General features: G+C 25.0%; 19 protein-coding genes. 6 read left to right on the forward strand and 13 right to left on the reverse strand.

Annotated elements, in window-relative coordinates; genetic code table 11:
* Window positions 1-9 precede the first annotated feature (9 nt).
* Window positions 10-1,194 (reverse strand): M23 family metallopeptidase, encoded by a 1,185-nt coding sequence (locus tag SFBM_RS07690; protein WP_005805030.1) that lies wholly within the window; start codon window positions 1,192-1,194, stop codon window positions 10-12.
* 136 nt (window positions 1,195-1,330) lie between these two features.
* Here SFBM_RS07690 and SFBM_RS07695 point away from each other — a divergent pair, with 136 nt between their 5' ends.
* Both SFBM_RS07695 and SFBM_RS07700 read left to right on the forward strand, forming a co-directional pair.
* Window positions 1,331-2,323 carry a DnaD domain protein gene (locus SFBM_RS07695; RefSeq protein ID WP_005805029.1) on the forward strand — a complete coding sequence of 331 codons (993 nt, stop codon included), beginning with the start codon at window positions 1,331-1,333 and terminating at the stop codon, window positions 2,321-2,323.
* Window positions 2,316-3,302 (forward strand): ATP-binding protein, encoded by a 987-nt coding sequence (locus SFBM_RS07700; RefSeq protein WP_014018083.1) that lies wholly within the window; start codon window positions 2,316-2,318, stop codon window positions 3,300-3,302. The genes SFBM_RS07695 and SFBM_RS07700 overlap by 8 nt, the downstream gene beginning before the upstream one ends.
* Before the next feature lie 12 nt (window positions 3,303-3,314).
* Here the strand turns inward: SFBM_RS07700 and rpsR are convergent, their stop codons facing one another.
* From rpsR to SFBM_RS07720, 4 genes are all read right to left on the reverse strand, one after another.
* Window positions 3,315-3,530 carry a 30S ribosomal protein S18 gene (gene rpsR, locus SFBM_RS07705; protein WP_144238986.1) on the reverse strand — a complete coding sequence of 72 codons (216 nt, stop codon included), beginning with the start codon at window positions 3,528-3,530 and terminating at the stop codon, window positions 3,315-3,317.
* Between the two features lie 91 nt (window positions 3,531-3,621).
* A complete protein-coding gene (locus tag SFBM_RS07710) occupies window positions 3,622-4,053 on the reverse strand; it encodes a single-stranded DNA-binding protein (protein ID WP_005805026.1) in 432 nt (143 codons plus the stop codon).
* 10 nt (window positions 4,054-4,063) lie between these two features.
* A complete protein-coding gene (rpsF, locus tag SFBM_RS07715) occupies window positions 4,064-4,348 on the reverse strand; it encodes a 30S ribosomal protein S6 (protein ID WP_005805025.1) in 285 nt (94 codons plus the stop codon).
* 91 nt (window positions 4,349-4,439) lie between these two features.
* A complete protein-coding gene (locus SFBM_RS07720) occupies window positions 4,440-4,682 on the reverse strand; it encodes a DUF3343 domain-containing protein (protein ID WP_005805024.1) in 243 nt (80 codons plus the stop codon).
* A gap of 60 nt (window positions 4,683-4,742) precedes the next feature.
* On the opposite strand from SFBM_RS07720, the gene SFBM_RS07725 reads away from it, so the two are divergent.
* Genes SFBM_RS07725 through SFBM_RS07735 form a run of 3 tightly spaced genes read left to right on the forward strand, consistent with a single transcriptional unit; the run spans window position 4,743 to window position 7,567 of the window.
* Entirely contained in the window at window positions 4,743-5,921 is a 1,179-nt protein-coding gene (locus SFBM_RS07725) for an aminotransferase class V-fold PLP-dependent enzyme (protein WP_005805023.1), read from the forward strand.
* 21 nt (window positions 5,922-5,942) lie between these two features.
* Entirely contained in the window at window positions 5,943-6,719 is a 777-nt protein-coding gene (locus SFBM_RS07730) for a ParA family protein (protein ID WP_005805022.1), read from the forward strand.
* The gene (locus tag SFBM_RS07735; protein ID WP_005805021.1) at window positions 6,716-7,567 is read left to right on the forward strand and encodes a ParB/RepB/Spo0J family partition protein; all 852 of its coding nucleotides are present in this window, start codon (window positions 6,716-6,718) and stop codon (window positions 7,565-7,567) included. The genes SFBM_RS07730 and SFBM_RS07735 overlap by 4 nt, the downstream gene beginning before the upstream one ends.
* Here the strand turns inward: SFBM_RS07735 and SFBM_RS07740 are convergent.
* Window positions 7,510-7,977: a hypothetical protein gene (locus SFBM_RS07740; RefSeq protein ID WP_014518798.1), complete on the reverse strand. Its 468-nt coding sequence runs from the start codon at window positions 7,975-7,977 to the stop codon at window positions 7,510-7,512. The genes SFBM_RS07735 and SFBM_RS07740 overlap by 58 nt on opposite strands.
* 115 nt (window positions 7,978-8,092) lie before the next feature.
* Here SFBM_RS07740 and SFBM_RS07745 point away from each other — a divergent pair, with 115 nt between their 5' ends.
* Window positions 8,093-8,794, forward strand: coding sequence for an N-acetylmuramoyl-L-alanine amidase (locus SFBM_RS07745; RefSeq protein WP_007439967.1), 702 nt, complete (start codon window positions 8,093-8,095; stop codon window positions 8,792-8,794).
* A 31-nt stretch (window positions 8,795-8,825) separates the two neighbouring features.
* On the opposite strand, the gene rsmG is transcribed toward SFBM_RS07745, so the two are convergent.
* The 7 genes from rsmG to rpmH form a co-directional block, all read right to left on the reverse strand.
* Window positions 8,826-9,527: a 16S rRNA (guanine(527)-N(7))-methyltransferase RsmG gene (rsmG, locus tag SFBM_RS07750; protein ID WP_005805018.1), complete on the reverse strand. Its 702-nt coding sequence runs from the start codon at window positions 9,525-9,527 to the stop codon at window positions 8,826-8,828.
* Window positions 9,524-11,407: a tRNA uridine-5-carboxymethylaminomethyl(34) synthesis enzyme MnmG gene (gene mnmG, locus SFBM_RS07755; protein ID WP_005805017.1), complete on the reverse strand. Its 1,884-nt coding sequence runs from the start codon at window positions 11,405-11,407 to the stop codon at window positions 9,524-9,526. Before mnmG ends, rsmG begins: the two co-directional genes overlap by 4 nt.
* Window positions 11,408-11,414: 7 nt before the next feature.
* On the reverse strand, window positions 11,415-12,779 hold the full coding sequence (gene mnmE / locus SFBM_RS07760) for a tRNA uridine-5-carboxymethylaminomethyl(34) synthesis GTPase MnmE (RefSeq protein ID WP_005805016.1): 1,365 nt from the start codon (window positions 12,777-12,779) through the stop codon (window positions 11,415-11,417).
* Window positions 12,780-12,830: 51 nt separating this feature from the next.
* Window positions 12,831-13,523: a membrane protein insertase YidC gene (gene yidC, locus SFBM_RS07765; protein WP_005805015.1), complete on the reverse strand. Its 693-nt coding sequence runs from the start codon at window positions 13,521-13,523 to the stop codon at window positions 12,831-12,833.
* Window positions 13,524-13,591: 68 nt separating this feature from the next.
* Window positions 13,592-13,807, reverse strand: coding sequence for a membrane protein insertion efficiency factor YidD (gene yidD / locus SFBM_RS07770; RefSeq protein ID WP_005805014.1), 216 nt, complete (start codon window positions 13,805-13,807; stop codon window positions 13,592-13,594).
* Window positions 13,804-14,142 (reverse strand): ribonuclease P protein component, encoded by a 339-nt coding sequence (gene rnpA, locus SFBM_RS07775; RefSeq protein WP_005805013.1) that lies wholly within the window; start codon window positions 14,140-14,142, stop codon window positions 13,804-13,806. Before rnpA ends, yidD begins: the two co-directional genes overlap by 4 nt.
* Window positions 14,143-14,218: 76 nt before the next feature.
* On the reverse strand, window positions 14,219-14,353 hold the full coding sequence (rpmH, locus tag SFBM_RS07780) for a 50S ribosomal protein L34 (protein ID WP_005805011.1): 135 nt from the start codon (window positions 14,351-14,353) through the stop codon (window positions 14,219-14,221).
* Window positions 14,354-14,771: the final 418 nt, after the last annotated feature.

The following is a 14,771-nucleotide window of genomic DNA, read 5'->3' on the forward strand; positions in this document are numbered from 1 at the left end:
TTATTTATTCTAATATGCTACATAATTTAATGGATTATCTGCTTTGCCATTAACCCTCACTTCAAAATGCAAATGCGGTCCAGTGCTTCTGCCAGTATTACCTATCTCTCCTATTATCTGACCCTTTTTCACATATTCACCTTCCTTTATAAACATAACATCACAATGTCCATATAATGTTTCAACTCCTTTTCCGTGATTTAATTTCATATAATTGCCATATACATTATTATATGACACCAAATTTGCAAACCCAGATTCTGCTGCAAATATAGGATCACCTATATCACCTGCAATATCAATCCCATGATGTTTCTCTCCACCCCACCTTAATCCAAAAGGAGAAGTTATTACATTGCCTTTAGAAGGATTATTTAAATAGAATAATTCACCATTTTGAACCTCATTTAAAGGAGATCTTAACATCTTAGTAGATACTTTCTTCATCCCCACATACTTATCATTATTATAAGTAATTTCTCTAACAACTTCACGATCAAATCCATTCTGGTATATTTTCTCTTTATTACTGCTTTGATTATAGAGTTTCATGATTTGTACTTTATTTCCTTCAATATTTTCCAAAAAAGTCTTACTAGCTACTATTTCGACGGTAGCTAAAATATTGTTGTTTTCATTATTACTTAAAATAAAGTCATATAATTGATCTTCATTCATGGTATCTTTAAAACTTAAAACTTCTTCACTAAATTCAACTTTTTCTTTAATCTTAATCCAATTAATAGGAATATCATTTAAATTGTGCTTTCCTATATAATAATCAAATAATCTCTTCTTTACATTATTGAATACATCCCTATTATCTATGTTTGCAATTTTTTTATCACCAAGAAATAAACTATAAGCTTTAATATAAAAGTCTAAATTTTCATCTAAAATTTTAATAGTTTCATCAACAGATAAACATTCTATCTTATTAACTAATCCTATTTTAAAATCTAAAGAATCCATTTTTACAATTTCCTGTGATTTGATATTATTATTGTGCAATTTTTCCTCATAATATTCATTAAATATTTTTTTATTTTTTGTAACTCCAATCTGATTTCCATTAACCAAAATTACATAACCTAAGGTTTTACCAGATATTAAGTAAAGTATTAATATTATAAAGATAATATTAATAGCAAAAATTATATTCCCAATATTTATTTTACCTTTAAAATTATGCATAAATTTTACGTCATCTCCTATATCTTTTTTGACTATTATTTATACATTTTTTATAAAATATTCCTTTTTTTATTCTTACCTGGAAAAAAAAATGTTATAATTTAATTCAAAATTTATTTTAGAAAGGCAAAATCAAATGAGTTTATATAAATTAACTTCTCCATTTGTAAACTACACTTTAATCGATAATAGTTTTATTGATAATTTTTTACCTACTGCTCGTGGAGAGTATGTGAAAATATATATCCTTATTCTCAAATACGCATCTTCTGGAGAGCTAGGATTCAATACATCTTTTATTGCTAAAACTCTTAATTTATTAGAATCTGATGTCAAAAATGCTCTTAATTATTGGAATGATTTAGGATTAATAAAAATTTCAACATTAGACAATAAAATTTCTAATGTTGAATTTAATCAATTATCAGAATCAAATAACTATACATCATCCTTAAATTTAATAGATCAAATAAATGATAACAATCTTATAGATTTTTTTAGAGATATTGAAACAACTATAGGTAGACCACTATCACAAAAGGAAATGGAAACATACATAAATTGGACCAAAAATTATAAATTTTCATATGAATTAATTCTCTACTTAATAAGTTATTGCGTAAATAAAAATAAAAAAGATTTTAGGTATATAGAAAAGGTTGCCATTTCATGGTCTGATTTAAATATTAATACCCTTGATCAGGCTATGGTGTATACAGAAAAAAGAGAGAAACAATTTTCTAATATAAAAAAAATACTGAATTATATAGGATTAACTGATACTGAAATTAGCAAACCTCATGAAGAATTATTTAATAAATGGCTTATAACTTATAATATGCCCCTAGAACTAATTTATAAAGCATGTGACATATGCTGTTCAAAATTATCAAAACCTGATCTAAATTATATTGATGGTATATTAAACAACTTTAAAAATTCAAATATATTTTCTCTTAAAGATTTGGAAAAATATGAATCAAATAAAAATTCAATATCAAAAAATTTTTCAAATAAATCTATTAATAAAAATTCATTTTCAAATTTCCCGCAAAGAGACTATGACTATGAGAAACTTGAAAAAATATTGACTCAAAATAACTATGAAGGAAATAATACAAATGATTAAAGGATATGGTGAAAAATTAAATAATTTATATCAAGAAATAAGATCGAATAATTTAAAAGAACATATTAAAAGATTAGAAAATGTATATAACATTAATCCAGAATTAAGAACCTTAAATAATAATATAAAAAAGTTAACATTTCAATTAATAAAATCAAATAATAATATCACATCAAATCAATTAAAAATAAAAATAAATGAAATAAGAAGTAGACTTAAAACCATATTAAATAACTTAAATTTTCCAGATAATTATTTGGATAATATTTATAATTGCAATATGTGTAATGATACTGGGTATATATTAAATGAAAAATGTTCTTGTTTAATAACAAATCTAACTAAACTTTACTTAAATGACTCAGAGCTAAAATTATCTATACTAAAAAATAATTTCGAAAATTTTAACTTTTCTTTTTATTCTGACAATATCACTCAAAACAACAAAATATCACCAAGTAATAATATAAAAAACATATACACTAATATTTTAAATTATATAAAAACATTTAAAACAAATAAATTAAATTTACTATTTAATGGAGAATGTGGAAGTGGTAAAACCTTTATGACTCATTGTATAGCTAAAGATTTATTAGATAAAGGATATTCAGTACTATATAAAACTTCTGAAGATTTATTAATAGAATTATTCCATTACTACACTAATAAAAATGTAAATAATTTTAATGAAAATATTAATGATTCATTTCTAATGCAATGTGATTTACTTATAATTGATGATCTAGGTACAGAGAACCAAAACAAATTATATAACTCAATTCTTTTTAATTTTATTAACAAAAAATTAATGTTGGATAAAAGAATGATTATTTCTACTAATTTTACCCTTAGAGATTTACAGCAAACATATTCTGATAGAATATTTTCTCGTATTGTAGGAAACTTTAGAATTCATAACTTTTTCGTTCATGAAGATATACGAATTCAAAAACAACAGATTAAGAGGGAGGGATAAAATCCCTCCCTCTTAATCTGTTGTAAAAGGAAGCAAAACTATATTCCTGGCAAGTTTTATAGCTCTTGTAACTTCTCTCTGATGTCTCGCGCATGTACCTGATATTCTTCTTGGTAAAATCTTACCTCTCTCCGTAACAAACTTTCTTAATTTATTAACATCTTTATAATCTATAAAATCAGACTTTTCAACACAAAAGGAACACACTTTCTTTCTTGTTTTCCTCATCCTAAAATTGTTTTTTTTAATTTCTTGTTGCTTGTTAGAAACATTACTTGTCTGAGAAACATTATTCATCATTCCACCTCCTATAATTTTATCAAAACGGAACATCATCATCAATTAAGGTCATATCATCTCCAATAGGAATATCACCATAATCAACACCATTACCAAAATCATCATTATCTGATAACTTCCTATAAGATGATTTATTACCCCATTCTATAAATGATACCTCATCTGCTACAACTTCCGTTACATATCTTTTATTATTGTCTTTATCAATATAAGTTCTCGTTTGAATTCTACCACAAACAGCAAATTTACATCCTTTATTTATATAATTAGCTGTAGCTTCAGCTTGCTTACCCCAAATTATAACTTGTATAAAATCAGTACTTTTTTGTTGTTCCTTGGAATTAATTTTTCTATCAATAGCTAGTGTAATTGTTGATACTGCCGTACCGCTTGGTGTAAATCTCAATTCAGGATCTTTAGTTAATCTACCTATTAAGATCACTTTATTCATGGATATACCTCTATTTTCTATTTACTATTATATGTCTTATAATATCATCCATTATTTTAAAATTTCTATCTAATTCCTTAGGCAAATCCTCACTACTTGAAAAATTTATTAAAATAAAATATCCTTCACTTTTTTTATTTATTTCGTAAGCTAATTTTTTCCTTCCCCAATGATCAATACCTTCTATATCACCATTATAATTTTCTATAATATTAGTTACTTTATTTACGATATCAGATATCTTTTCTTCAGTACTATCTGGATTTAGTATAAAAACAGTTTCATATTTCCTCACATTCTCACCTCCCTCTGGACTTAAGGCTACATAATAAGTAGCAGGGCAATACCTGAATTATAGCATTTTTAAATGTTATAATCAAATTTATTTATATATCCTCCAATTTCTTTTTATTAATATTATCATATATATCTTTAACAATTATTTTTTTGTCATTTATAAGCTTAATTATATCATTTAAATCTTCTTTATTAATTCCAATACCGATACCACAACTGCTAGTTATGTGTGATGGCACAGGTACTATAGTCAATCTTATTTTAATATCATTCAAAATTTTTTCACACTTTAAAGCTCTATATGTATTTGAAAAAATTAATATATATTCCATATTCTAACTCCTTTAAATTATTATATAATTTCTGATATATTAATATTGGGTGATAAATTTATGAATTTATATTTTGATAATTCTTCAACAAGTTTTCCAAAACCTCAGAACGTAATAGATTCTATAAATAATTTCTCTATCAATATTGGAGCTAGTCCAAGTAGAGGATATTACGATTTATCAATAAAATCTAGTAAAATTCTCTTTGAATGCCGAGAATTATTGTGTGATTTCTTTAAATTTGATTCTCCTGAAAATATAGTGTTTTCATATAATGCAACCTATGCATTCAATATACTACTTCAAAGCATCGTAAATTCAAATATTTTTAATGATATACCCCATTTTTTGGTTTCAAACTTAGATCATAACTGCACCTTAAGACCACTAATTAATTTAAAAAATAAAAATAAAATAACACTAGACATAATTAGTTGTGACCAAAATATGTTCTTAAATTTCAATGAACTATATTGTAAAATAACATCTAAAACAAAATTTATAGTAATATCTCATATGTCTAACGTTTTAGGTAATATCCAAAACATTGAAAAATTATCTGATATTTGTAAAAAATTGAAAATTTTCTTAATTTTAGATATAGCTCAAAGTGCAGGTCTTGTAAATATAGACCTAACTAAAATTTATTTCTCAGCATTAATTTTTACTGGCCATAAAAACTTATTTTCAACCTCTGGAATTGGTGGATTTATAATATCAAATGAACTTTTAAATGTGTGTGATAATTATTTTTTGGGTGGAACTGGAAGCTCTTCATCATCATTATTGTCTAAATCCGATATGCCTGACTATTTTGAAATTGGAACACATAACATGATCGGTATTTATTCTTTACTAAATGGTGTAAAATTTATAAATACATGTGGTTTAAATTTTATATACGATAAAAAAAAGGAGGTTGTTAAAAATATATATGACCAACTTTCTAATATTAATGATATAATTATAATAAACAACGTCCTTTTAAAACATCAAAATTCTAATCTGTGTATTAATTTTAAAAATTTATCTCCAGATGTAGCCGCACATATGTTGAACAAATATTATGGCATATGTGTTAGATCTGGCTTGCACTGTTCTCCAAATACCCATAAAATTATTAATACATACCCATTAGGCTGTATCCGTATAAGTCCCTCAATCTTTAACGATGTTAAAGATGTTAATTATCTGGTTTCATCCATTAAAAAAATTTGTAATGTTTCACGTAGAACATAAAAGGTGGTGTTTAAATTTAGTATGAAAAAAATATGTGTGTTTAATCAAAAAGGTGGTGTTGGTAAAACAACTACTAATATTAATTTGGCTAGTTATCTGTCTTTAGAAGGTTTTAAAACCCTAGTTATTGACATGGATCCTCAGGGTAATGCTTCTAGTGGTTTAGGTGTTGATAAAAACAAATTCAATTGGTCAATGTATGATTTATTTGTCTATGATAGAGATATTAACTCATTAATAATTGAAAGTGATATAATTAAAAATCTATATCTCATCCCTTCTAGTATAAATCTTGCTGCAGCAGAAGTAGAGTTAATTAATATCAAAAACAGAGAATTCCTGTTGAAAGAATATATTGCCAAATTAAATAATTCTTTTGACTTCGTTTTTATCGATTGTCCGCCTTCTTTAGGCTTTTTAAGCTTAAACTCTTTGGTTGCTAGCGATAGTCTTATAATTCCTATACAATGTGAGTTTTATGCTTTAGAAGGTTTAAGTCAATTAATAAATACGATAAATCTGGTTAATCAATCTCTTAATAAGTCTCTCTATATTGAAGGAGTTATTCTTAATATGTTTGATTCACGTGCAAAGCTTAGTAATGAAGTTGTATCTGAAGTTAATAAATTTTTTAAGGATAAAGTGTATTCCACTATAATCCCTAGGAATATTAAACTCGCTGAATCTCCTAGCTATGGCCTTCCTATTATGTTGTATGATGAAAAATGTAAAGGCGCCATTTCTTATAAAGCTTTAGCTAAAGAATTCATTTTCAAACAAAGGAGAAGTGGTCTATGAAAAAAAATGTTCTAGGTAAAGGATTGAATTCTCTAATACCGAATTATGAAAATAAAAATTCTGATCCTAATAATTATACCCTCTTAAATATTGAATTACTATATGCTAATGTTAATCAACCTCGCAAACATTTTAATGATTCTAGTTTGCACGACCTAAGTAAATCCATCGAAATTCATGGAATAATTCAACCACTAATTGTTAGTGAATCTAATGGTAAATATTTGATAGTTGCTGGTGAGCGCAGGTATAGGGCAGCTAAAATAATAAAACTTGATAAAATACCATGTATAATTATTGAAAAATCTACTGATGAGATACTTGAATTATCTCTTATAGAAAACATACAAAGAGATGATTTAAATCCAATAGAAGAAGCTAGGGCATTCAAAAATCTTATAGACAATTTTAATATTACTCATGAATGTCTGTCAGAAAAATTATCTATTTCAAGAACTTCTATAACCAATAAGCTAAGATTATTAAAATTATCTTCTATAGTTCAAGATTATATATTAAATGAAGATATAACAGAGGGGCATGGTAAAATTTTAGCTGGAGTAAAAGATGAACACCTTCAGATAGAAATATCTAATAAAATAATAGATGAAGATCTTAATGTGAGACAAACGGAAAAATTAATTCAATCTATATTCTCAAAACCTAAAGAAAAAATTAACTGTAAAAATGATGTATATATAAATGATTTGAAGCTCAATTTAGAAAACTATTTTGGAACAAAAGTATCAATACATAACAAAAAAAATAAAGGTAATATTCAAATAGAATATTACTCAGTAGAAGATTTAAATAGAATATTAGATTTAATATATTCAAAAGACGTATAATTTAAATAAAAATACTCTTTCATATTTTTATTTTCTTCAATGAAGATATTTAATAACAAAATTAAATATCTTTTTATTTTTTTTTTGTTCCCATACTTTATACTTTGATTCAAATTCCGTATATATTTATTTTTAAGTCTAAATGAATCACTTTTTTTAATACTCTCCATATACTCTTTATATTTATCATATTGATTATTTTTCTTTATATGTCTTACGATATCTTCTTTCTCTTTGAGAGTTTCCACCCATTTTTTATTTAATTCTATATCATATTTTTCACTTACTCTTAAAAAAAATTTTTCTTGATTAGATAATTCCAAGATACTATGTGCACTTAAATTATACATTCCAATAAGTATAAATATATTCAAAAAAAATAATTTAATATATTTTATCAATATTACCATCTCCTTAATTAATATTCTATCTAATATATTTTTAATTATTCTGTAATTTTTTTAATCATATTTAATAATATTTAACATAACTTTATCTATGTAATAATATTTGGAGATGCTCTTTATGAAAATAAACGAAAATCTAGTTAGATATAATTTTTCATCAAGACAAGAAACTAAAATAGAATATATTGTTATACACGATACTGGAAACACATCCAAAGGAGCAGATGCAAATGCCCATTTCTCATTTTTTAATTCAGCTGACAGACAAGCATCAGCTCACTATTTTGTTGATGATACCCAAATATTGAGAATTATTAAAGACTCAGACAAAGCATGGCACTGTGGAGACGGTAAAGGAAAATACGGTATAACAAATGAAAATAGTATTGGAATTGAAATGTGTATTAATATAGATGGTGACTTCAGTATAACATTAGATAAAACCATTGAATTAACAGCATACCTTATGAAAAAATATAATATTCCTATAAAAAATGTTGTGAGACACTATGATGCAAGTAGAAAAGTTTGTCCAAATATAATGAGTAAAAATAACTGGGCTCTATGGAATGAATTTAAATCTGATTTAAATATTTATTATAATAATCTGAATCCAAATTCTAATACTATAATTATTTCAGATAATATAAATAATTTTATTGATAATATCTATATAGTATTTTTTTATAGATATCCCGATGATGAAGGTAAAAATTTTTGGTACAATAAAATAAAATCTAAAAATTCAACAATAGAAAACTTTGTAAATTCTCTAATGGATAGTCAAGAATTCATAGAAATTAAATCTATGTATATATAAAAATTTATAGCGAAAGCTAATTTAGCTCTCGCTATAAACTCTTTTTAGCTATTAATCTATATTCTCTAGGATAAAATTCTGGTGTTTTAAATACCTTGTTTATTACTATTAAATTACTATTAAACTCCGGTATATTAATTATATTCTCAAATTCACCTCCCAATATTCTAATGGCATTTATTGCTTCATTCAACTCTACCATTGACTTTAACCCTTTGAATGCTATGTATTTACCATTTACTTTGACAAGTGGAAATGACAACTCTAATAATTCATTTAATCTTGCCATTGCTCTTGACACAACATAATCATATTTTTCTCTATAAATTTTATTATGTGCTAATTCCTCAACCCTTATGTTTATTACTCTAATATTGTCTAAATTTAATGTAGTTATTACATTATTTAAAAATTTAGTTTTCTTAGATATCGATTCAATTAAATCCACATTAATATCACCGCGTATTATTTTTATGGGTATCCCCGGAAATCCTGCTCCACTTCCAACATCACACAACTTAGAATTATATTTAATTTTATAATTAAATATTGATAAAGAATCTAGAAAATGTCTTGATACAATTTCATCCCTATTTCTTATAGCTGTTAAATTAATATTTTTATTGTATTCTATTAACATTTCCATATATATATTAAATTTTTCATACATCTGATTTGAAAAATTTATATCTAACTTAGAACAAAATGTTTTCATTATATCAAAGTATTTCATATATTATTCCTCTTAAATAATTCAATATATAATATAAGAACAGATATATCAGCTGGAGATACCCCAGATATCCTCATAGCCTGACCTATACTAGTTGGTCTTATAGAATTTAATTTCTGAATTGCTTCTTGTCTTAATCCTTTTATATCACTATAATTTATATTTAATGGAATTAATTTATTCTCCATTTTTTTGAAGTTTTTAACCTCATCCTCTTGTTTTTTTATATAACCGTCATATTTTATTACCACATTAATTTGATCAATTATATCTTTATCTATTATAGTAGGTCTATCTTTATCCAATAAGTATAAAATATTATAGTCTAATTCTGTTCTTTTAATTAATTCATATAATGTAGTTGGTTTTTTTAATGGTTTTGAATTTATAGATTCTAATATTCTATTAGTTTCAGAAGAATTATTTATTATCACATTATTTATCCTATTTAACTCATCGTTTAAAATTTTTACTTTTAATTTGAATATATTATACCTATAATTATCTACTAAACCAATTTCATATCCTTTATCTGTTAATCTTAAATCAGCATTATCTTGTCTTAATAATAGTCTATACTCAGCTCTCGATGTCATCATTCTATAAGGTTCATTTGTTCCTTTATTTATAAGATCATCAATTAAAACCCCAATATATCCATCACTTCTATCTAATATAAATGGCGATCTATTTTTCACATATAATGCTGCATTAATTCCAGCTACTATACCTTGTGCTGCTGCTTCTTCGTATCCGGATGTTCCATTTATCTGTCCTGCTGAAAACAATCCTCTAATACTTTTTAATTCTAATGTATGTCTAAATTCTTTAGTATCCAAAACATCATATTCTATAGCATAACCTGTCCTCATTACTTGAATATTTTCACAACCTCTTATAGTTTTTATCATTTCAATTTGTATGTTTTCAGGTAAAGATGACGACATTCCTTGTAAATACATTTCATTTGTATTTAATCCTTCTGGCTCTATAAAAATTTGATGCCTATTTTTGTCACCAAATCTCATTATTTTATCTTCAATTGATGGACAATACCTGGGTCCAATACCACTTATAGTTCCATTATAAATTGGTGATTTATCTATGTTATTCTTTATTATATTATGTGTTTCAGAATTAGTATAAGTTAAATAACAATCTACCTGTTTTCTATCTATATTTTTATTAAGAAATGAAAATGGAGTTATTTCATAATCACCTGCATGAACTTCTACTTTCGAAAAATCAATACTCAACTTATTTACTCTAGCGGGGGTTCCTGTTTTAAACCTCCTTATACTCATTCCCAAATCAACCAATTTACTTGTTAAAAACTTCGAATTTGATAAACCATTGGGACCTGAATCAAATATATTATCACCAATTATAACCTTAGAATTTAAATATACACCTGTACAAATTACTATAGACTTACATTTAAAATAAGAACCCGTTGTTAATTTTAGTCCCTTTATTTTATTTTTCTCAATATCTATATCCTTAACTTCTCCCTGAACTATACTTAAATTTTCTTGAGTTTCCAAAATATATTTCATGTAGTTTTGATATTGTACTTTATCTATTTGGAATCTTAATGAATGAACTGCAGGTCCTTTTGACATATTAAGCATTCTTGCTTGAATAACACACTTATCCGCACTTAATCCCATCTGTCCACCTAACGCATCAATTTCTCTCACCAGATGTCCTTTTGCAGTTCCTCCTATACTAGGATTACAAGGCATAAATCCAATTGAATCTAAATTTAATGTTATAAGTAAAGTTTTAACTCCCATTCTTGCAGAAGCAAGAGATGCCTCAATGCCAGCATGTCCTCCACCTATAACAACTACAGAAAACTCTCCCCTTAAATAACTCATAAATTACCTACTTTCCAATACAAAATTTCGAAAATATGTTGTCAATAATTGATTCTGTTACATCTTCCCCTGTTATATTCATTACAAAACTTAATGCTCTTCTAACATCTATAGATACAATATCTAACGGAATAGAATTGCTTAACGAAGTTATAGCATTATTTAAAAATATTCTTGCATTATTCAAAGCCTCAACATGACGTGAATTAGTTAAAACTATAGAATCCCCTATAAAATCCAAATCGTTTAATATAAATTTATCTCTAATAATTTTTTCTAAGTCCTCGAATCCTATATCATCCTTAACTGATAAATTAATTATATTATCTATTAATAAATCTTCAAGATGTCTACTTACATAATTTTTATCAATTAAATTCTTAATTTCACACTTATTTATTATAACAATTACATTTTTATTTTTTACCAAATCATATATTTTAAAATCATCCTCACTAAGCTCCCTTGTTCCATCTAATAAAAATAATATCAAATCACTTTCACTTATCTTCTTCATTGCCATATTAATACCTATAGTTTCTACTATATCTGCACTTTCCCTTATTCCAGCAGTATCAAATAAATTTAATATAATCCCTCTAAAATTAACACTCTCTTCTATCACATCTCTAGTAGTTCCAGGAATATCTGTTACAATTGCCTTATCAAATCTACAAAAATAATTTAACAATGATGATTTCCCAACATTCGGTTTGCCCACAATACAAGTAGAAATACCTTCTTTTATTAAATTGCCTTGATCCTTATACTTTAGTATATCATTTACACTCTCTATAATATTTATCAAATTCTTTCTTATATCATCTGAATATATTTCCTCTACCTCATCTTCAAAATCAATAATTACTTCTATTTTAGAAATTATATTTAAAATATCATCTTTAATTATTTTTAATTTATTATATAATTTACCTAATTTTTGATTAATAGCACATTTGAGCTCAATATCTGACTTAGCATAAATTAAATCCACTATTGATTCTGCCTTTGTCAAATCTATTTTACCATTAATAAATGCTCTCTTTGTAAATTCTCCATGATCAGCCACTCTAGCTCCAAGACTAACAACTAAATTAAGTATTTTATTAGTGATAAGTCTTCCACCATGACAATTAATTTCTATTATATCCTCACCTGTAAAACTTTTTGGTGCCTTCATAAAACTTACTAATACCTCATCATAAATCTCCCCATCATATTTTATAAATCCATACTTAATTTCATTTGGATTTAATTCTTTTTTAGTATGAAAAATTTTTTCTGCAATCTCTAAACTCTTATCTCCAGAAATTCTTATTATATTTACAGCACTACTAGATAATGCTGTTGCTAATCCAACAATCGTACTCATTACTTCCTACCTCCAAATAAAAAAAGAGTTGTCTTACAAACAACCCTATAACTAATTTTTTAATATTACCTTATCATTATTTCTAAATACATTATTTATTATAACACTTATTATAATTGAAATTATGTTAGAAAAAACATAGTATATTCCTACTGCTGAGGAAACAGATATTGTAAATACCCCAAGCATAACTGATAATACAATATTCATAATCCTACTTTGTTGAGCTTGAGTTTTACTATCTTCCGATACTGGTGTAGGTATACTTAATTTGCCTTGTAAAAAACCAGTTATAACAGCCAATATTGGCAGTATAAAATACGGATCTTTAGTCGCTAAATTAGGAATCCATAAAAATGAAATCGTATTTTCCTGTAAACCTGGTAATCTCAAAAATAATTGAAAAAATAATAAAAGTATCGGCAATTGTATAAATGTAGGTAAACATCCAGATAATGGATTGATTTTATAATCTTTATATAATTGTAATATTTGTTGTTGCTGTTTTTGTGGATCAGATTTATACTTTGCTTGTATTTTTTGAAGCTCTGGTTGTATTTTTTGTAAAACTTTTGTTGTCTTTACTTGTTTTATATGTAATGGTAGGGTAATTACTTTTATAATTATTATAGCTAATATAATTGTTAACCCATATGATAAATTAACATTTGGAATAATATTGAAAACCACATTATGTAATCCCTCAAACCCCTTAATCAATAAATTAATTATACTATCAAACAATTATTAATCCCCCTTAAAACTATCAATACATTATAATTCTAATACAAAAAATATAAAAAGTACATTGTTTATTTTAATGGATCATATCCCCCTTTGAAGAATGGATTACATTTACAAATCCTTACAATCACTAAAAAAGTAGCCTTAATAAAACCGTATTTCTTATAAGCTAAAATAGCATAATTAGAACATGTTGGATAAAACTTACACCTAGGCATTGTATAAGATGATATATATTTTTGATAAATTTTTATTATTCTTATAATAAGCTTTTCATACCTCATAACAATATTAAACTCTTATTAAACAAATCATTAATACTCTTCTCTATCTCTCCGTAAATTCTATCTTTAGCTGCCATTCTTACAATAAATACTATATCATATCCATTTTTTAATTTATGCAAATTTAACCTATAAACCTCATAAATAAGTCTCCTTATTTTATTTCTAATAACACTTTTGCCTACTTTTTTACTTACACTTATACCTAGTCTATTAATATCTAAATTTTTTTTATTTTTATATATATATAGTATAAATAATTTATTAGAAAATGATCTTCCTCTATTATATACAATTCTAAAATCATAATTTTTCTTAATTTTATAAACCTTCATAATTAAAATGTAATCTCCCTCAAAATATCAAAGAGGCACATTTTTGAAATAAAAAGTGCCTCTTTGATATTTCATATTAATAAGTTAACTTTTTTCTTCCTCTTAGTCTTCTTCTTTTTATGATAGCTCTTCCAGAAGCAGTTCTCATTCTTTTTCTAAATCCATGCTCCTTTTTACGCTGTCTCTTTTTTGGTTGATATGTCATAAACATGAAACCACCCCATTTTAATTAATTTCTAAACTTTCACTTTTGTAAATTATATATCTAATTTCTAATTGTGTCAATTATTATTTTACAAACTTTAATTTATCTAATTAATTATTGAACGAGTGTACAATATTATGATATTATGTTCTTACTTGTTGATAACTATATTTAATTTTAATATTTTTATCAACAACTCAAATTATTGTTTAAATATTTGTGTATTTTGTTTTATTCTTATGATTTTTACTGCATTTTTTGTAGTTAATGTTTTGTTTATAACTTTCTTATAGATATTTTTTTTTGAACTTATACATACTATTATTTTAAATATATATTCAATATATATCTTTGTTTATAACTTGTTATTAATTTGTTAATTATTAATCATATCAAAATTTTTTATTTATTGGAGGTAATGTTT

It is taken from the genome of Candidatus Arthromitus sp. SFB-mouse-Japan (genome assembly GCF_000270205.1).
In the GTDB taxonomy this organism is placed as follows: domain Bacteria; phylum Bacillota; class Clostridia; order Clostridiales; family Clostridiaceae; genus Dwaynesavagella.